Below are 18507 nucleotides of genomic sequence, written 5' to 3' on the forward strand. Positions count from 1 at the left end.
GGTTTGACATGAAACTGCGTAATATTTGCCAGTTGGCTGGGGTGCTGATGTTGGTCTCCTTCTCTAGCCAGGCAGCCAACGTGAGCAACAGTTATTTCTTTATCGAAAATCAGGTGGATGGAGAGTACTTCATCACGCCACAGAGCACCGATCCCCGTTTCAGCGGTGCCAACGCGTTTACCAAATATGCGTCAGGCGATCAACGCAGTCTGGGCTATATGGGCTATACCGGGCTGATCCAGACCAATTCGTTCGCCGATATCTGGCTGGAGGATTCTCCCATCGCTCGGCCATTTATCGGTAACCGCTGTATGAATAATGGTAGCGCTTGCCCCTCGAACGGTTATCTGCCGGGCTACATTGGCGATAATGGCGTTTATCACGTGGCGGTTAACACCAGCAACGGCGAAGCGCGTTATGGGCGCGGTATTTTCTCTGATTCGGCTTATGAGTATTTTAAAAATGTGTCGGTAGGCATGACTGAGACTTATAAATACCGGTTTTGCTCTACCCGCACGGACTACAACCCTGCAGCAGGGCAAAGCTGCGTCAGCGTAGGCGGCTCGCAGACCAGCCATGAGTTCACCATCACCAAAGCGGGTAATTTGCGGTTGGAATCTACCAACGCACTGCAGGAAATTTTTATCGACAGCAATGGTAATCCGGTGATGGGAACGGGTTCTCAGTTCTGCTCTGTGGGCTACATTGGCTCACTGAGTGGCGCGATCTGTAAGCTGGTGTCTTATCAGATGCAGGGGAGTACCCTTTCGCCGATGCGCATGAACATGAAGCTCAACACTGCTGCGCTTGGGTTTACGCCTGCGGCAAATACCATTCGCCTGAGTGCCGATGGTGCTAGTGGTTGGGTAAACTACAGCGCCACGACCAACGCGGCGAATTTGATCAAAGCCGGTAACGGCGGTATTTATGTCTTTTTATCGCAGACCTTCCTGAAGAACCTGATCGATCGGGGAGTGGATCTGAGCCACAGCAAGGACTTCTTCACTTTCCTGTTCACCAGTACGGTGGCGCCGCAGTCCGGATATTACGAATTTTCACCTTCGAACACTATCTTGCTGGTTCCACGCGATTATGGGATTAGCATTATCTCCAAGGACCAGGTACTTAATCCCAAGCGTGAAGGCAAAGTCGGCAGCACAGAACCGCCGATCGTGTTCGACTATATTTTGACTACTTCTGGCCCAAGGCAGGCTGATAGCATTACCGCGCAGGTTTACGGTCCGGCAGGGCAGGTCAATGGGCGGCCGTACTGCGTCTTTTCCTCCACCGACGGTAAGCTTAGGGTGCCGTTCTCGGCCTATCTGGCTTATACCGATAACGTTGGGCAAGTGGTCCGCACGCGTGCCAGCTGTGATGATGTACCTATCAGCCTGAATGCGGCTCGTTGGGTAAGAACCGCCTGGCCAGTTCCCTCACAAAACGACGGTAGCTTTTATCGTACCGAGTTGTCTCTCAGCTTCCCAATGAATGAGGGCAATTCGATGTGGACCCTGGATGGGCGGGATTGGATGGGGATTGTCAGCGCCACCGGTGAGGTAAGGGTCAGGGCGGTCTGGACCGGCCCTGATATCCATTAGGATTAAAAATGACGATAAGACTAGGGTGGTGGCTAGCGGGGCTGATGCTGGCGTTTCCGGCGCAGGCAGTTTATCTCTCGTCCGGAGTATTTACTCTGGAGAGCGAACGCACCTTCTTCTCGCGCCAGTTTGTTAACAACACCAAAGAGACCAATCTGTATGTGATCGGTGCCTATCGGATTGCCAAACCGGGGGTTGATGAACAACCTCAGCCGCTAGAACAGGGCGAACTGCTCTATACCCCACTGCGCAAAATACTGGAGCCGGGGGCGTGGGAATATTTCAAGATCTTCTATCGCGGCCCGGCGGACGAGCGTGAGCGCTATTATCGCATAGTGATCCAAGAGATCCCGGCCAACTTGATGGCGATGCAGGGGGAAGACAAGACACCGCTGGTATCCCCGACCATGGCGCTAGATACCATCATGGTCGTTCGCCCGCGCAAGATGCGTTTCACTTATCACTATGATCCGCTGGCCGGGGTGTTGAAAAACACCGGCAATACCTATTTCCGCGTGATGATCCACCAGGGCTGCGACGGGCAGGATGACACCGCCAAAGTGTTCAATCTGTTGCCGGGGGAAAGCTATCGTGGTGCCGATCTGCGTGGGCAGAATCGCAAGTTTATTATCGGTTTCAACAAGTATCAGCGTCTTGGGGAGCAGTGCTTCGAGCAGGGGCAGGAGTAGGGTTACTGTGTGTGTAGGCCCCTCACCCCAACCCTCTCCCATAGGGAGAGGGAGCTGATAGTCCCTGCTGTTGTGGACGTAAAGATGCCATCTCAGCCAACGTGTTCACCACTTCATTCAAGGTGAATAACGACAATTTCAGAGATATTCGATCGGTCCCCTCTCCTTTTGGGAGAGGGCTAGGGTGAGGGGCCATCGACAAAGCCGAAGTTAGACTTCCTTGCGCCCCAGGTAGCGCTCTTTCATCAAAGAAACGCCAATCGCAATATCCAGCACTGGCGAAGGCGGCAGGTAATTTGCCTTACCGAGTTGCTGCATCGCGCCAATCAGCGGATGGTCGATCCCCAGCGCATAGTCTGCCAATAACGTCCCGGCAATGGTTTGTTTGGACACGCCTGCGCCGTTACAACCTCCGGCAGTATAAATGCCTTTCTTCAACTCGCCCCAAACCGGTGCGCCATTGCGGGTGACGCTGATGGTGCCAGACCAGGTACTGATCAGAGGCACATCCCGCAGCTGTGGGTAAATCTTGTTGAAAATCTGCTGATGCAACAGGGTCGCCTGATAGGTCTGCGCAGCGGTGATCCGGCCGTTCAAGGCTGGCGTCACATGTTGGCGGATCAGGAAACGGTGATCCTGAGTATAGCGCACCGTTGCTCCAGCGATCGCGTTGACCGGCGTTAGCCCCCAACTGCTCATGGTTGGCAGCTTTTGGCGTTGCTCTGCGGTTAATGGCGCGGTGATGCTGGCGAAGGTGGCCATTGCCGCTTGCTGGCTGGTGACCGGAGCCAGCTCCCTGGAGAGGGCGTTGGTGGCTAACATCACGTTGGCCGCTCTAATCGTGCCGAAGGGGGTGACCACCTGCGTCACGCTACCGTGCCGGATCGCCATCACCGGGGTATGGTTATACATCGTCACGTTGTCCGGCAGATTATTTGCCAGGCCGACGATCAGGCTGGCAGGATTAACCAGGATCGAGCTTGGGGTATAGATGCCCTTATTATAAAAACGAGTACCCAATTTTCGATACAGTGCTTCCTTATCCAATATTTGATAAGGCTCGTTCATGGCATCGAGATTGTCGGTATATTCTTTGAGCACCCGCTGATTAGCGGCGTCAACCTGGCAGTGATATTTGCCGGCATTCTCCCATTCGCATTCGATCCCCTGTTGCTCAATTTGCTGGGTTAATTGATTGATCCCTTCTTGTAATAAAGAACGATACGACTGGGCTTTTTTCAACTCCGCCGTAGAGCTGCCAATATTATGAGGTAACCCGATAATAAACCCTGAATTTCTGGCCGAAGAACTCTCAGCCGCACAGGCCGCATCAACGATGATGATCTTCAGTTTAGGATCGTGGCTGGCTAGCCTTCTGGCGAAGGAAATCCCGGCGAAGCCGCAGCCTACGACCACCCAGTCAGCCTCGGTATCGCCGATCAGCGTTGGGTAAACGGTGGGGCGCAGGTCAGGTTTCAACCAACCATTTTGGTTTTGATTTAACGGCACCGATGCATATTTCAAACTCAAGGTCCTTTTTAAAATGTTTGCCACTCAAGGTCACTAAATAGGGTTATAAAACATTTAACCACTCTGAACCAGCAGATTCAGCCGTTGCTCATTCCCCTCAATTTATTGACGGTAAGTTATTTATAAGCAACCGTTAAGCATTGAGGCGCCTCATTGGATTACCGCATTTTGACAATTGCCTGGGGAGTGCAAGCGGGGCGATCCTCTGCGGCCGAAATTGAGATCACTGAGCAGATTTATTTCTGATTTTTTCTTGTTTTCCCTTTATTCCCCAGCCATAGCTGTTTAGTATCGGAATTGATGAGAATGACCCATTTTCTGAGGTTTTCTTCTGAAAATCGGCTATCCCCGCCCAAGATAGTAGAGTTGTTAACTGCATTATGCTTGTAACTTAGTGGATTTAACTATCCTAAACGGATTTCTAAAAAATATAAGAACGGAAATATTCTATGTCACAGATGTTAGCGCTTTTGATTGTAATGGTGATTTTATACCTGGGAGATGCGGTATCCGTGCGTACTAAAGCCTGGATCCCTTCTGTATTTGTTTGTGCGGTGCTGTTCCTGTTCGGCTACTGGACGTTTTTCCCGAAGGATATCGTCAGCCTGGCCGGTATCACACCGGCGGTAGCGGTGATGCTGATGTATCTGCTGATCACCAACATGGGGACGCTGCTTTCGGTACCTGAGCTGATGCGGCAATGGAAAACCATTGTGATCTCGCTGGCGGGGATCGCGGGCATTATCGCCGCCGTGTTTGCGGCCTGTATGCTGATGTTTGATATGAATACCGCCATCGTGACCATTCCGCCATTGGTTGGAGGCATCGTTTCGGCGTTGATCATGTCGAAGGGGGCAGCCAGCGCGGGCCTGGTCGATCTCTCGGTATTTGCTATCCTGATCTACGTAATGCAAGGGTTTGCCGGTTATCCGTTAACCGCCATCATGCTGCAGCGGGAAGGCAAACGCGTGCTGAAAAAGTATCGCAATGGCGAATGGCACGAATCTGCCGCGCAATTGCCAGCCGATAAAATGCCAACCACGGTCAGCGCGGAAGAAAAAATGCCGCGTATGTTTGGCCTGATCCCGGCCCATTACAACACCAGCTACTTCAAGTTCCTGCGCCTGGCGCTGGTAGGTTACCTGGCTTATCTGGTATCAGACCTGCTGGCCCCGGTGGTCGCCATCAGCCCGTTCGTGCTGTGTTTGCTGTTTGGCGTCGTGGCCGCCACGATCGGTTTCCTGGAAAAACAACCGCTGCAGAAAGCCAACGGCTTCGGATTTGCGGTGATGGGGCTGATGCTGTTTATCTTTGACACCCTGAATAGAGCAACCCCGGAAATGCTGCTGCGGCTGGTATTCCCGATGCTGGTGCTGATCGCCGTTGCAGTGGTGGGCATGTTTATTGTCTCGTGGATCGTGGGTAAATTCCTTGGCGTCAGCATGGAGATGGCCTTCGCGATCTCCCTGACGGCGATGTATGGCTTCCCGGCGGATTACATCATCACTAACGAAGCGATAACTGCGCTGACCAAAGACGAAAAAGAGCGTGAGATCCTGACGCACCATATGTTGGCACCGATGCTGGTCGGCGGATTTATTTCCGTGACCATGGTTTCCGTGGTGCTGGCGGGCGTTATGGTCGGTTACATCACCCCAATCGCAGGATAAGTCATGAGCTATGCAAATCAGCTGCGTATTCAGCAGCACCTGGAACAACTGGCCGAGTTCACCGCTACGCCGGGCGAAGGCACGACGCGTATGAGTTACAGCCCGCAGGGCCAACAGGCTCGGGCTTATATCAAGGCACAGATGGAGGCGGCTGGCCTCAGCGTACGTGAGGATGCCATCGGCAATATCTTCGGCAAGAGTCAGGCGCAGGACCCGGCATTGCCGAGCGTGATGATCGGCTCCCACTTTGACTCGGTGCCCAACGGTGGTGCATTCGACGGCCCCGCCGGAGTGGTGATGGGGTTGGAAGTGGCTAAACTGTTCCAGGAACATCGATTATTGCCGCGTTACCCGCTAGAAGTGGTGGCGCTGGTGGAAGAGGAAGGGGCCAGCTTTGGTCGTGGCCTGCTGGCTTCCTGTGCGATTGCAGGTAAGGTGGATGCCGCAGAGTTGCACCGCCTGCGGGATAGCCAGGGGCAATCGGCAGCACAGTGCATGGCACAGGTGGGTTTTAATGCCGATCGGGTGGCCAGCGTGGTGCGGGAGCCGCAAACCCTAAAAGCGTTTATCGAGCTGCATATTGAGCAAGGGCCGGTGCTGGAACAGGAAGGGTTAGACGTTGGCCTGGTAGACGTGATCGTCGGTATCACTCAGTTGGTTGTCACCATCACCGGTAAGGCCGGGCATGCGGGCACCACGCCAATGGATCGCCGCCACGATGCGTTGGTGGCCGCCAGCCAGGTGATCGCCCGCGTTGGCGATTTTGCCCGTGAGGCTGGTGATGAAACGGTCGCCACTACGGGGAAAATACAGGTGTTCCCTAACGGAGCGAACGTGATACCAAGCAAGGTGATTTTCACCGTCGATATCCGTTCCAAGCGGCTAGATAAGCTGCAACAGGTGGTCGAGCAAACCAAAGCCTGTATCCAACAGCAGGTTGGGGCGGGGATAACCTGCCAGATTGAACAACCGTTGCTGGTAGAGCCAACGCGTCTGCACAGCGGTATCCACAGCCAGCTACAAAAACACAGCGAAGCGCTGGGCCTGAGCCACCGGACCATGGTCAGCGGAGCCGGGCATGATGCGATGATTTTTGCCGGGATCACTGATGTGGGGCTGGTGTTCGTGCCCAGCAAGGACGGCCTGAGCCATCATCCCGACGAGTGGACCGACTATGAGCAAATTCAGAAAGGCATCGACGTTATTTTTCAAACGGTAAAAGAGATCACAGAGGCAAGCAGTTATGACTAATCAAGCTATCGCGCAATCCATTAAAGCCCACGTGGAGGCGATGATTGCGTTCCGTCGCGATCTGCATGCTCACCCGGAACTGCCTTGGGAAGAGGTACGTACCACCCAGAAGGTGGCGCAAGCGCTGGAGGAGATCGGTATTCCTTATCGTCTGACGACGCCAACGGGCGTGATTGCCGAGATTACCGGTGGGCAGCCTGGCAAGACCGTGGCCCTACGCGCAGATATGGATGCGTTGCCGGTACAGGAACTCAACGACTCATTAAGTTATAAATCGCAAACCGATGGCAAGATGCACGCCTGTGGGCACGATGCTCACACCGCCATGCTACTGACGGCAGCGAAAGCCTTGTATGAAAACCGTGAAAGCCTGCGTGGCAACGTGCGGCTGATTTTCCAACCTGCCGAAGAGATTGCCCAGGGCGCACGTGAAATGGTGAAGCAGGGCGCGATCGAAGGCGTGGATAACGCGTTTGGTATGCATATCTGGACTACCAGCCCGTCGGGCAAGGTGTCTTGTAATGTCGGCTCCACTTTTGCTTCTGCAGATTTGCTGAAGGTGAAGTTCAAAGGGCGCGGCGGCCACGGCTCAATGCCAGAGGCCTGTGTGGATGCAGCGGTCGTTGCTTCGGCCTTCGTGATGAACGTGCAGGCGATCGTTTCCCGTGAAACTTCGCCGTTAGAGTCGGCAGTCGTTACCATTGGCAAAATGGAAGTCGGCACCCGGTTTAACGTGATTGCTGAAAATGCGGTGCTGGACGGCACGGTGCGCTGCTTTAACGTCGAAGCTCGTGAGCGTATCAAGGCGGCGATTGAGCGTTACGCAGAGCATACCGCGGCCATTTATGGCGCGACGGCGCAGGTGGAATACACTTACGGCACCTTGCCGGTGATCAACGAGGAACGCAGTGCGTTGTTGGCACAATCGGTAGTGCGTTCGGCCTTCGGCGACGAGGTGCTGTTTGCCGAAAAACCGACGACCGGCGGTGAGGACTTCAGCTTCTTTATTGAAAATATCCCCGGTTGCTTTGCTCTGTTAGGCTGCGGCAACCCAGAAAAAGGCACCGACTGGGCGCACCACCACGGCTGCTTCAATATTGATGAAGACGTGATGGCGACCGGCGCGGAGTTGTATGCGCAGTATGCCTGGAGCTATTTGCAGCAGGATGCGTTTTAAGCCCCATAGCTTTATTGGGCAACATTGAGTGCGGTGATCGACCCCTCACCCCAACCCTCTCCCACAGGGCTGAGGAATCCCCACTAATTTTTTCTTAGTGGTTTCAGAGAATTAGAACGAGTGTTTTACGAGCAATTTGTTCCATTTTGTTCGTAAATTGGCAGTGAGAGAATTGTGAACGACTTCTTTCCTCCTGCTTTAGGCTGTTTTTCATCCCGTTTTTGGGTGAAAAGCAGCCTATTTCCCGTCTCAATTTTTCTGGGGATTCCTCAGCCCACAGGGAGAGGGAGCTGTCCGGAGCTGTAGTCAGGTGCAGAAGTTAACCTGTGGCACAGCATGCTTCGCTGTTTAGCATTCTCGGTATTGAGGTCAGATGTGGGAGTTAATCCGTGGCACATTCGGTCCCCTCTCCTTTTGGGAGAGGGTTAGGGTGAGGGGCATCTCTGTACTTATCAGTCCTCCGGCCCGCTCATCTCGCCGATAAAGTCCATTCTGTCACTGAGCCAGGTGTTCACTATCGCATCGGCGGCTTTGGCCGCATCGCTGGCCGAGAAATGCTTCTCGGTTTGCAGCCAGCCCATGGTCGCCAGACGTGCTGGTTCGATGGCGACAAGCACCTGCTCGCGTTGTTCTTTCGGCCAAACCTTATCGTCAGACCAACTGCGGATTATCTGTGCAGGATCGCCCGTGGCTGGCGTGTTCTGGCTTGGTTTAAGGAAATCCTCGGGAGAAACGGTGGCGCGCAGGCGGAACATCGCCCAATCGGCATAGCTGGCAAAGCGAATGGTGCCGCTATTTTCACTGGCCTTGCCAATCATCGGTTCTATTAATTTAGTAAGTTGCTGCCAGGCTGGCCGTTCGAACAGATCTCCCTGCGGTGAGCAAATGGGAGCCTGTGAATCACGAGACGATCCATATAATGCCCCAAAGGCTTCATAAGCCGCTGAGCCCTGTTGCTTGAAGATAAAACAGTGCACATAGGGGCGGCCATCGGCGTTTTCATACCCGGCTCGCTCAATGGTCATACGCAATAGCGTCAAAACCGCAACATCATGGCCGGTCTTGGGATCGTTCTCGATATCACGTAACACTGACTGGGAGAATGTGTCGTCGTTCATCGCCTTGATCACGTTTTGGTGCCTGGTTTTTACTTCGGCATCCGTGATCTTGCTGGCGGGCGCAAACTGATGCAGGTAAATCAGCCAGGCGGAGGCCAGCGGGCCGCGATACTGCTGCAACTGCTGTGCCGCAGCGGCTGGGTCTGCCGGAATGCTGGCGATGATGTTATCTAGCGCCGAGGCGGCCTGCTTGGCGGTGTTCTGCAACTGGGCGGCGCGTTGGCTAAATAAATCGCTCAGGCAGTTTTCTTGAGCGTTGCAGGCATCCCGCAGCTTCAACCAGCTACGTTGCTCGGTGCGTAACGCGTCGGCCTGATCCCCTGGCAGGCTTGCCATCGCCGCCTGGTAATTTTCGCTCAGCTGTCCGTCTAGGCTGCTCAGATCCGGGTTATTACAGATGCTATGCTCGACATCGCTGGTGGCTTTGGCACAGTCGAAAGAGGCGGCTTGCACCGTCGTATTGGCCCCGAACGCCAGGCATAGGCAGAGCAACAAGCGCGATAAAGGATGGCTGGCCAATGTTGTACTACGGTGAGGGTTAGCGCGTTGAAGCCTGGCGATCATGCTGAGTTCCTTTTGGTTGTCTATTGGTTCGCCCAGTCACTATTTTTAGCTTATCGCCTATGGACTTGTTTTAGGCCAAACTGTTCGCTGTCATCAAGCGCCTGTTTTGTCCAATGAACTTTTTGCCCTTCGCGCTGCAAAAATAGCCTTGGCATCTTCATGTTCAACACTCTCCCCGTTTGCTATAGAGTGACGGGCTGCATTGACTTTTTCTTCCAAAAAATGGCGATACTCATGGCGTTCAATATATTGCCGCATAAGCTCACGAACAACTTGTGATGCTGGGCGATGCTCCGCCTCGGCGGCAGCCATAAAAGTATCGCGAAGTTCGGCTTCAAGCTTCATGGTAAAAACGGCCTGTTTACTCATAGATAAATCCTCATCAAGGTACTAACTAAGTATATACCTTTTTATTGCCTTGAAGAAAATGACAGGGCGCTTTCATTGGGGAGACAATACCGCAATAAATCCGTGCAAAAAACAGACTGGATGGATTTACAAGAAGTTGTTCCATAGGTTGGAATTGTGATCGCAAAATGAGGTAGAGACTTGCAGATTATGAGGGCTAGCTTAAAGTCTTTGCTCTATCCTTACTCGATTTTATTACTTATATACAATAGATTGGGAGCGATTCCATTGTATCTATGTAATAACTCCATGGAAGGAAGGCGACTTTGCAGTTCTAACACCCAAAACCGCCCCCAACTCATCAACCCAGCGCAGTAAACCCCGCGCGGATTTCATCTTCCGGCAAATCGATGCCGATAAACACCATCGTGCTTTTGCACTCTTCTTCCGGTAGCCATTCACGGTCCCAGTCGGCGTTATACAGACGCTGTACGCCCTGGAACAGCAGGCGGCGCGGTTCGTCTTTGATCGACAAAATCCCTTTGTAGCGCAGCAGGTTATCGGCAAATTTCAGCAATAAACCTTCCATCACCTCGGAAATCTGCATCAGTTCCAGCGGCTGGTCGTGGTACACCACGATCGACTGGATGTTGTTCTGTGCCTGCGGGATACGGCGGAACAGTGGGGCCGGTGCTGCCACGTTGAGCTTATCGTTAAGCACAAAGCCTTCGATATCGAACAGCACGCTGAGATCGATATCGCCGTGCGTCACTTTATATACCGGTGCGCGGGCGTTCATCAGTTGTAAACGCTGGATCAGCGCGTCGTTATCCGTTGCCACATCGGTCTTGGTCAGCAGGATGCGGTCGGCATAACCCACCTGGGCCTGCGAGATAGTGAACTGGTTCAACTGCTGATCGGCATGTACCGCATCCACCAGCGTGATAATCCCATCCAGCAGGAAGCGTTGGCCGATGACTTCGTGCGAGAAGAAGGTCTGGGTGATCGGGCCGGGATCGGCCATGCCGGTGCATTCAATAATCAGCCGGTCAAACTCCAGTTGCCCCTGATCGACGCCATCCAGCAGATCCAGCAGCGCGTCTGCCAGTTCGTTGGATTTGCTGCAACAGATGCAGCCGTTGCTGAGGGTGGTGATACGGCTGGCGCGGTCGCCAATCAGCGCGTTATCAATCGGCACTTCACCGAATTCGTTCTCGATGACGGCAATCTTGTAACCGTGGTTTGCATTCAGAATATGGCGCAGCAGGGTGGTTTTGCCTGCGCCCAAAAAGCCCGTCAGGATGGTGACTGCAATGGGTTTCATGCCTGGTCCTTGTTCTTACTTAACTAGCAACAGCGCATACCGCCTTTGCCATCGCCACCGTAGCGGGCATCCTGGCGTTCGCGGAAAAATTCTTTATAGGTCATCACCGGTTTGTCCGGATGGTTGTCTTTCATATGCTGGACGTAGGTATCGTAGTCAGGCACGCCCACTAACATGCGTGCGGCTTGCCCGAGATATTTACCCGCCTGGCCGAGGTTTCCGAACATGGGTCTGCTCCAAAGAAAAAATACCCTACATAACGGGCGCAGCATGCAGCGCCCCTACGATGGCAAAACGGGCACCGTTTAGGGTGCCCTTACTCTATCTATATTATGCAGGGTATCGATCAAATCACCATCAGTGGTGCGACGAAACTTTGACGCCACCCTCAGGAACCGGCACGTATGGCGTCTCCTGATCGGTGCGTTTCGGGTTTTTGTGCGCCGCCATGGCGGTTTTAATACCGAAGAAGATGATGCTATACACCACCAGCAGGAACAGGATGCTCAAACCGGCGTTGGTGTAGTTGTTCACCACGATATGGTTCATGTTGGCAACCTGCTGTGCGGTCAGTTCAGCACTGCCCTCGGCGATTTTATTTCTGTACAGGCTGGCCTGGTAGAAGAAGCCTTCCAACTGCGGATTGTCGCTGAACAGCTTCAGGCAAATCGCGTAGGTGGTACAGATCAGCAGCCAAACGGCTGGGATCACGGTCACCCAGATGTACTTGGTGCGCTTCATCTTGATCAATACTACGGTGCTCAGTACCAGTGCTACCGCAGCCAACATCTGGTTAGAGATGCCGAACAGCGGCCACAGGCTCTTAACGCCGCCCAATGGATCGACCACACCTTGATACAGCAGGTAACCCCAGAGTCCAACGCAGCCCGCAGTACCGGCAATACCGGCCACCAGCGAATCGGTTTTCTTCAGGAACGGCACGAAGTTACCCAACAAGTCTTGCAGCATAAAGCGGCCGGAACGGGTACCTGCATCCAGTGCGGTCAGGATGAACAGTGCTTCGAACAGAATACCGAAGTGATACCAGAAGCCCATGTTTGCGCCAGGGATGACCTGGTGGAACACGTGAGCGATACCGACTGCCAGAGTTGGTGCGCCACCGGCACGGTTCAGTACCGAAGGTTCGCCGATGTCTTTGGCCGTTTGCAGGATCTGCTCAGGGGTAATCACGAAGCCCCAGGAACTGACGGTTGCGGCAGCATGTGCGGAGACATCACGCAGAGAGGCCATGATCATCGGCGCATCTTCGGTGCCCAGACGGTGCAGGTCTGGCATGGTAATGCCCAGTGCTGCCGGTGGGGTGTTCATGGCGAAGTACAGGCCAGGTTCGATGATGGAAGCCGCGACCAGCGCCATGATGGCGACGAAAGATTCCATCAGCATGGCGCCGTAACCGATATAGCGGGAGTCCATTTCGTTGGCCAGCAGTTTCGGTGTGGTACCTGAAGCGATCAGCGCATGGAAGCCGGAAACGGCACCACAGGCGATGGTAATAAACAGGAACGGGAACAGGGTGCCTTTCCAGACCGGGCCTGTGCCGTCAACAAACTGCGTTACCGCAGGCATTTTCAGCTCTGGGTTGAGGATCACGATACCGATCGCCAGCCCGACGATAACGCCGATTTTCAGGAAGGTGGCCAGATAGTCACGTGGAGCCAGGATCAGCCATACCGGCAGCAGGGCAGAAACGAAGGCGTAACCAATCAGCGTATAGGTGATGGTGGTGTCTTTAAAGGTCAGCGCCGGGCCCCAGTATGGGTCGTGGGCAATTACGCCGCCGAACCAGATGGAGGCGATCAACAGCACGATACCGATGACCGACACTTCACCCACCTTGCCAGGGCGGAGGAAGCGCATGTACACGCCCATAAACAGCGCGATTGGCACGGTAGAACAGACGGTGAACACGCCCCATGGGCTTTCGGCCAAGGCTTTCACTACGATCAACGCCAGCACCGCCAGGATGATGATCATGATCAGGAAGCAGCCAAACAGCGCGATGGTGCCTGGGATTGGCCCCATTTCCTTTTTGATGATCTCGCCCAATGAGGCACCGTTACGGCGTGAGGAGATGAACAGCACCATAAAGTCCTGTACCGCCCCTGCCAACACCACGCCGCCTAGCAGCCACAGCGTACCGGGCAGATAGCCGACCTGTGCCGCCAGCACTGGGCCAACCAACGGGCCCGCACCGGCGATTGCCGCAAAGTGGTGGCCGAACAGCACGTTTTTATTGGTGGGGACGTAGTTCAGGCCGTCGTTGTTCACCACCGCCGGTGTGGCGCGGGTGGCGTCCAACTGCATCACCTTAGTGGCGATGTAGAGGCTGTAGTAGCGATAAGCCACCAGGTAGACCGCTACCGAAGCAACGATGATCCACAGTGCACTAATGCTTTCGCCACGGCGCAATGCGATGACACCCAGGCAGGAAGCCCCGAGTATCCCCAGCAGCATCCATGGGAGGTGTTTTAAAATTCCCTCGCGTTTCATGAGGTATCCTTTTCCTATCTGCAAAAATTGAGTGATAAATCCGATTCTTAGATGTCGGACATTTAGCTGTAGCGTCTTCCCCTGGTTAGGGTCAGGTTTAGGAACAGCTCATCATTGCCAGGCTGGATAGGGAAAGACATCTGAATTTCAGCCAGCGGTTTTATACGCTGGTGAACGGTTGGAATGGCGGGGTGAGTGGTTTAGGTGGAAGTGCGAGTGGCGAAGGCGATCAGGTTTTGCTCCGTTTTGGCATTCGCCAACTGCTGTCCCATCCAAGGGCTGAAGGCCCAGGGGGTTGCCGCTACCGCTGCGATCAACGCGGGTAAATCAACCCAGTGGAAGTCCATCACTTCATCTGCTCTGGCTGCAACGGCACCCGTAGCCAATGCCGCGTAAACCGGACAGATTTCGTTTTCCATAATGCCGGAGGCGTCGGTCTCGCAGTAGCGAAAGTCGGGGGCGACGGCGGTGATCTGTTCAACGCTCAGGCCCACTTCATACAGACAGCGTTGCTCGATGGCGTGTTCGGCGCTCTCTTGCCACTGCGGATGGCCACACACCGAGTTGGTCCAAACGCCGGGCCAGGCTTTTTTGCTCAGAGCTCGACGGGTGATCAGTAACTCGCCCTGCGGGTTGAAGATCCAGGAGGAGAAAGCCAGATGCAGGGGCGTTTGTCGCTGGTGGGCCGCATATTTTTCCATCACGCCGGTGGGTTGACCTTGTTCATCAAGTAAAACGACATGCTGCTGGGTCATGAAGATTCCAATTTAATCGCGATGTACAACTATTACTATAACACCCGTCTCTCAATGTGGGGGGCACATCATGCTGCGCCCATTTAGCCTCTATTTTCGGACCTCGTCCCAATTCAGACCAAAGCGCGCCAGGTATTTACGCAGCCGGTCGGCATCATTGGGCTGCTTTTTCTGCTGGCGCGAGACGGCAAACAGTTGTCTACCCGCTTCGGAAAGTGACGTGGAAGATCGGCATACTTTAAGCACTGTCTCCAACTGGCTTTGCTCAAACAAATCGATATCGGCAAGCTCGACAGGTAATTGCACGCTGGTATTCCCCTGCCAATGGGATTTCAACCGAGCTATCTCTTCATCGACTAACGGCTGGTTGATGCGCCCCTGTTCCGCCAACGTTGCCATGCGTGCGATGGAAGATCCCAGTTCGCGGAAGTTACCGCGCCAGACCGCCTGCGGGGAATGGGCAAAAGCCAGGTAACGCTGTCTGGCATCTTTGTCGAACCGGACCTGCGTCTGGTTGCTGCGGGCAAAGCGCTGTAACTCGTAATCGATGTTCGGCTCAATATCTTCGCGACGCTCAGCCAGGCCGGGCAGTGGGAAGGTCCACATATTGATACGGGCGTATAAATCCTCACGGAAACGGCCTTGGGCTATCCAGTCGCGCATATCACGGTGGGTACCGGCAATTAGTTGAAAGTCGCTGCTGGCTTCCTTATCTGCCCCAAAGGGGAAGAAGGTTTTTTCCTCGATGGCTTTCAGTAGCATTGCCTGCTCGTCTAGCCCCAGCTCGGCGATCTCATCAAGGAACAGCACGCCGCCGTCGGCTTCACGCAGTAGGCCAGCCCGTGCCTGCAATGCTCCAGTGAATGCCCCTTTCACATGGCCGAACAGAGTCGACATGGCGTTATCGCCGCGCAGGGTGGCACAGTTCACCGCGACAAAACGGCCTTTCACCAGATGGCGCGAATGCCGGAGTTGGTAGATACGCTCGGCCAAAAAGGATTTCCCGGCTCCGGTGGGGCCGGTGAGTAACATGGGCGCATTGGAGCGCAGGGCCACACGTTCAATCTGGTCGATCAGCGTGTTAAAGGTGGCGTTGCGCGTTTCAATACCGGCTTTGAGGAACGACACCGAACGCTGTTGTTCATGCAGGAAACGGCTGGTGAGGGCGGTATAGCGGCTGAGATCCAGATCGATCACCGAGTAGATCCCTTGAGGGGAAGGGCGATCGCTTTTGTCACCGGGGGCGGTTTGCAGCAATTGAGCAGGCAGGTAACGTGCCTCGGTCAGCAGGAACCAGCAGATCTGTACCACGTGGGTGCCAGTGGTGATATGCACCAGATAGTCTTCGTTCTCAGTATCAAACGGATAGCGGCTGGCGAAATCCAGAAAGGCGCTGTACACCTCTTCCAAATCCCAGGGATCCTTAAGTGCCACTTCCTGTAACACCACCTGAGTGGCGGGTGAAACCGCCACGATATCTTCCGCCACCTGCTGCGCCATGCCTTTATCGCGCGGTTGATGCAGCAGCTCCAGGCGATCGATCGGCAGCTCGGGTTGCTGGCACAGCCCCACCGTTGGCCGCCACTTGCTCCAGCGGTTTTCCCGTTTGCCACGTTTATCCAGCGTGGTGCCCAGCACTCCGATCACGACTCTGCGTTTCATATTATCCCTTGCGATAAAATACTATCCTGCAAGATAAAATAACGATTTGTTGGCATCATCGCCAGTAGTGGATAAAAAATTATTTATTTGTTTAATATCAATTAATTGAAATTTTAATGGGTGTTTTTATAAAAATTGGCACGCCTTTCGCTATATCTACCACGTCAATAGAAAAAGGATGACTAAAAAATGACTTACACAAAAAACAATAACTATGAATTGATGGCACCGGTTAACAGCGCACCAATCAAAATGTGGACACAGGGCGTGCCCGTTGAGCCAGAAGCGCGTGAGCAGTTGCTGAATACGGCAAAAATGCCGTTTGTTTTTAAACACCTGGCGGTGATGCCGGATGTGCATTTGGGTAAAGGTTCCACCATTGGTAGCGTGATCCCTACCCGTGGCGCGATTATCCCGGCGGCCGTAGGCGTGGATATTGGTTGCGGCATGATTGCGGTGCGTACTTCGCTGGTGGCCGCCGATCTGCCGGATAGCCTGGCTGGGTTGCGTAGCGCCATCGAACAGGCGGTGCCGCATGGGCGTAGCTCAACCCGTTCGAAAAGAGATAAAGGAAGTTGGACCACTCCGCCGCAAACCGTCGATCGCCACTGGGCCGAGCTGGCTCCGCGCTTTAACCGCCTGATCGATAAATACCCGCGGTTGCGTAACACCAACAACTACCAGCATCTGGGAACGTTGGGAACGGGTAACCACTTTATCGAGGTCTGCCTGGATGAAACGCAGCAGGTGTGGGTGATGCTGCATAGCGGTTCCCGTGGCGTGGGGAATGCCATCGGTTCGCTGTTTATTGCTCTGGCGCAGCAGGATATGCAACAGCATATCGCTAACCTGCCGGATCGTAATCTGGCCTATTTCGAGGAAGGTAGCCAGCATTTTGACGATTACATGGAAGCCGTGGGTTGGGCGCAGGACTTTGCCCGTCATAACCGGGAAGTGATGATGGAGCACGTGCTGGCGGCGTTGTCGCGTATCGTGACCAAACCGTTCACCACCCAGCAAGAGGCCGTGAACTGCCACCATAACTATGTGCAACGTGAGACGCACTTTGGTGAGCCGGTGTTGGTGACGCGTAAAGGGGCCGTGTCTGCGCAGAAAGGGCAGATGGGGATCATCCCCGGTTCGATGGGGGCGAAAAGCTTCATCGTGCGCGGATTGGGTAACGAAGAGAGCTTCTGCTCTTGCAGCCATGGAGCAGGCCGCACCATGAGCCGTACGGCGGCGAAAAAACGCTTCACCGTGGCCGACCAGATCCGGGCTACCGAACATGTGGAATGCCGTAAGGACAGCGAGGTGATCGATGAGATCCCAATGGCTTATAAAGATATCGATGCGGTGATGGCGGCACAGTCCTCACTGGTGGAAATCGTCCATACCCTGCGGCAGGTGGTATGCGTAAAAGGATAACGTGATGGAACAGCAATTAAACGGCGTGGACAGCGCCATGCGGGAAAGAGTCCGACAAGTGTTGGGTGAGGTAGAAAAACGTTATGACGTGCGGGTGCTTTATGCCTGCGAGTCTGGCAGCCGTGGTTGGGGCTTTGCCTCGCCAGACAGCGATTACGACGTGCGTTTTTTGTATGTTCACCCACCAGAATGGTATCTGCGGGTAGAAGCGCAGAGGGATGTGATAGAGCTGCCAATCGATCATGAGCTGGATGTCTGTGGCTGGGAATGGCGCAAGGCGCTCGGCTTGCTGAAGCGGGCTAACCCGACGCTGATCGAGTGGCTGGATTCACCCGTGGTGTATCAGGAAGCCCCTGAGAGCGTCGCGGCGTTGCGAGATGTGGTGCCGGAGTGGTTCTCCGCGCAGCGGGCGCGCTGGCACTATCTGTCGATGGCCAGGAAAAACTTCCGTGGTTATCTGCAGGGGGAGCAGGTAAGGCTGAAGAAATATTTCTATGTGCTGCGCCCTCTGCTGGCGGTGCGCTGGATAGAAGCTGGCAAGGGCGTGCCACCGATGCGTTTTGACCAACTGTTGACTGGCACGGTCGAGGATCCTCTGCTATTGGCGGAAATCCATGAATTACTGGCGGCCAAACGGCGCGCAGGTGAGGCAGAGTACGGCCCACGTAGGGAAAGGATCCACGCGTTTATCGCGCAGGAACTGACGGCGGATGCCCGGCAGGAAGCCTTGCCCGACAGCCAAGCCCGCAGCGACAGATCGCTGGATGAACTGCTTTATCGCACGGTGATGGTGTAATCAACCGGGGAGAAGGAAGGCTCCCCGGTAACACTGAGGATATAAAAAAATGGTTAACTCATTGATTATATAAGGGCGCAGTATACGGC

At 54.3% G+C, this 18507-nt stretch carries 15 protein-coding genes; 7 read left to right on the top strand and 8 right to left on the bottom strand.

The window, feature by feature from the left end; all coding sequences use genetic code 11:
• Positions 1 to 8: 8 nt before the first annotated feature.
• Together WN53_RS11300 and WN53_RS11305 are read left to right on the top strand one after the other, a co-directional pair.
• A complete protein-coding gene (locus WN53_RS11300; RefSeq protein WP_024484741.1) occupies positions 9 to 1598 on the top strand; it encodes a hypothetical protein in 1590 nt (529 codons plus the stop codon).
• Positions 1599 to 1606: 8 nt separating this feature from the next.
• On the top strand, positions 1607 to 2287 hold the full coding sequence (locus WN53_RS11305; RefSeq protein WP_037412146.1) for a fimbrial biogenesis chaperone: 681 nt from the start codon (positions 1607 to 1609) through the stop codon (positions 2285 to 2287).
• A 210-nt stretch (positions 2288 to 2497) separates the two neighbouring features.
• Here WN53_RS11305 and WN53_RS11310 read toward each other — a convergent pair whose 3' ends face one another.
• On the bottom strand, positions 2498 to 3811 hold the full coding sequence (locus WN53_RS11310) for an NAD(P)/FAD-dependent oxidoreductase (protein WP_024484743.1): 1314 nt from the start codon (positions 3809 to 3811) through the stop codon (positions 2498 to 2500).
• A gap of 455 nt (positions 3812 to 4266) precedes the next feature.
• On the opposite strand from WN53_RS11310, the gene WN53_RS11315 reads away from it, so the two are divergent.
• The 3 genes from WN53_RS11315 to WN53_RS11325 are packed head-to-tail and all read left to right on the top strand — an operon-like array spanning position 4267 to position 7915.
• Positions 4267 to 5487 carry a hypothetical protein gene (locus WN53_RS11315; RefSeq protein WP_024484744.1) on the top strand — a complete coding sequence of 407 codons (1221 nt, stop codon included), beginning with the start codon at positions 4267 to 4269 and terminating at the stop codon, positions 5485 to 5487.
• Between the two features lie 3 nt (positions 5488 to 5490).
• Positions 5491 to 6738, top strand: a complete 1248-nt coding sequence (locus tag WN53_RS11320; protein WP_024484745.1) for a Zn-dependent hydrolase — start codon at positions 5491 to 5493, stop codon at positions 6736 to 6738.
• Complete coding sequence (locus tag WN53_RS11325) at positions 6731 to 7915, top strand: M20 family metallopeptidase (RefSeq protein ID WP_021807871.1); 1185 nt, start codon at positions 6731 to 6733, stop codon at positions 7913 to 7915. Before WN53_RS11320 ends, WN53_RS11325 begins: the two co-directional genes overlap by 8 nt.
• Positions 7916 to 8367: 452 nt before the next feature.
• Here WN53_RS11325 and WN53_RS11330 read toward each other — a convergent pair whose 3' ends face one another.
• From WN53_RS11330 to rtcR, 7 genes are all read right to left on the bottom strand, one after another.
• Positions 8368 to 9597: a lysozyme inhibitor LprI family protein gene (locus WN53_RS11330; protein ID WP_024486335.1), complete on the bottom strand. Its 1230-nt coding sequence runs from the start codon at positions 9595 to 9597 to the stop codon at positions 8368 to 8370.
• Between the two features lie 93 nt (positions 9598 to 9690).
• Positions 9691 to 9966, bottom strand: coding sequence for a CopG family ribbon-helix-helix protein (locus WN53_RS11335; protein WP_024486336.1), 276 nt, complete (start codon positions 9964 to 9966; stop codon positions 9691 to 9693).
• A gap of 340 nt (positions 9967 to 10306) precedes the next feature.
• Positions 10307 to 11269 (bottom strand): GTPase, encoded by a 963-nt coding sequence (yjiA, locus tag WN53_RS11340; RefSeq protein WP_024486337.1) that lies wholly within the window; start codon positions 11267 to 11269, stop codon positions 10307 to 10309.
• Between the two features lie 23 nt (positions 11270 to 11292).
• On the bottom strand, positions 11293 to 11496 hold the full coding sequence (locus WN53_RS11345; protein ID WP_021179159.1) for a YbdD/YjiX family protein: 204 nt from the start codon (positions 11494 to 11496) through the stop codon (positions 11293 to 11295).
• A gap of 130 nt (positions 11497 to 11626) precedes the next feature.
• Complete coding sequence (locus tag WN53_RS11350; protein ID WP_024486338.1) at positions 11627 to 13780, bottom strand: carbon starvation CstA family protein; 2154 nt, start codon at positions 13778 to 13780, stop codon at positions 11627 to 11629.
• Positions 13781 to 13980: 200 nt separating this feature from the next.
• Positions 13981 to 14535, bottom strand: a complete 555-nt coding sequence (gene idi, locus WN53_RS11355) for an isopentenyl-diphosphate Delta-isomerase (RefSeq protein ID WP_024486339.1) — start codon at positions 14533 to 14535, stop codon at positions 13981 to 13983.
• Positions 14536 to 14625: 90 nt separating this feature from the next.
• Positions 14626 to 16197, bottom strand: a complete 1572-nt coding sequence (gene rtcR, locus WN53_RS11360; RefSeq protein WP_024486340.1) for an RNA repair transcriptional activator RtcR — start codon at positions 16195 to 16197, stop codon at positions 14626 to 14628.
• Positions 16198 to 16386: 189 nt separating this feature from the next.
• Here rtcR and WN53_RS11365 point away from each other — a divergent pair, with 189 nt between their 5' ends.
• Positions 16387 to 17622, top strand: coding sequence for an RtcB family protein (locus tag WN53_RS11365; RefSeq protein ID WP_024486341.1), 1236 nt, complete (start codon positions 16387 to 16389; stop codon positions 17620 to 17622).
• Between the two features lie 4 nt (positions 17623 to 17626).
• The gene (locus WN53_RS11370) at positions 17627 to 18418 is read left to right on the top strand and encodes a nucleotidyltransferase domain-containing protein (RefSeq protein WP_024486342.1); all 792 of its coding nucleotides are present in this window, start codon (positions 17627 to 17629) and stop codon (positions 18416 to 18418) included.
• Positions 18419 to 18507: the final 89 nt, after the last annotated feature.

This window comes from Serratia fonticola (assembly GCF_001006005.1).
GTDB classification, from domain to species: Bacteria; Pseudomonadota; Gammaproteobacteria; order Enterobacterales; family Enterobacteriaceae; genus Chania; species Chania fonticola.

What these genes read in the sequence shown, in the direction of transcription:
- WN53_RS11350 (WP_024486338.1), bottom strand. Translation starts at nt 13,780, where the DNA reads ATGAAACGCGAGGGAATTTTAAAACACCTCCCATGGATGCTGCTGGGG.
- idi (WP_024486339.1), bottom strand. Translation starts at nt 14,535, where the DNA reads ATGACCCAGCAGCATGTCGTTTTACTTGATGAACAAGGTCAACCCACC.
- WN53_RS11335 (WP_024486336.1), bottom strand. Translation starts at nt 9,966, where the DNA reads ATGAGTAAACAGGCCGTTTTTACCATGAAGCTTGAAGCCGAACTTCGC.
- WN53_RS11305 (WP_037412146.1), top strand. Translation starts at nt 1,607, where the DNA reads ATGACGATAAGACTAGGGTGGTGGCTAGCGGGGCTGATGCTGGCGTTT.
- rtcR (WP_024486340.1), bottom strand. Translation starts at nt 16,197, where the DNA reads ATGAAACGCAGAGTCGTGATCGGAGTGCTGGGCACCACGCTGGATAAA.
- WN53_RS11370 (WP_024486342.1), top strand. Translation starts at nt 17,627, where the DNA reads ATGGAACAGCAATTAAACGGCGTGGACAGCGCCATGCGGGAAAGAGTC.
- WN53_RS11315 (WP_024484744.1), top strand. Translation starts at nt 4,267, where the DNA reads ATGTCACAGATGTTAGCGCTTTTGATTGTAATGGTGATTTTATACCTG.
- WN53_RS11365 (WP_024486341.1), top strand. Translation starts at nt 16,387, where the DNA reads ATGACTTACACAAAAAACAATAACTATGAATTGATGGCACCGGTTAAC.
- WN53_RS11345 (WP_021179159.1), bottom strand. Translation starts at nt 11,496, where the DNA reads ATGTTCGGAAACCTCGGCCAGGCGGGTAAATATCTCGGGCAAGCCGCA.
- WN53_RS11325 (WP_021807871.1), top strand. Translation starts at nt 6,731, where the DNA reads ATGACTAATCAAGCTATCGCGCAATCCATTAAAGCCCACGTGGAGGCG.
- WN53_RS11300 (WP_024484741.1), top strand. Translation starts at nt 9, where the DNA reads ATGAAACTGCGTAATATTTGCCAGTTGGCTGGGGTGCTGATGTTGGTC.
- WN53_RS11330 (WP_024486335.1), bottom strand. Translation starts at nt 9,597, where the DNA reads ATGATCGCCAGGCTTCAACGCGCTAACCCTCACCGTAGTACAACATTG.
- WN53_RS11320 (WP_024484745.1), top strand. Translation starts at nt 5,491, where the DNA reads ATGAGCTATGCAAATCAGCTGCGTATTCAGCAGCACCTGGAACAACTG.
- yjiA (WP_024486337.1), bottom strand. Translation starts at nt 11,269, where the DNA reads ATGAAACCCATTGCAGTCACCATCCTGACGGGCTTTTTGGGCGCAGGC.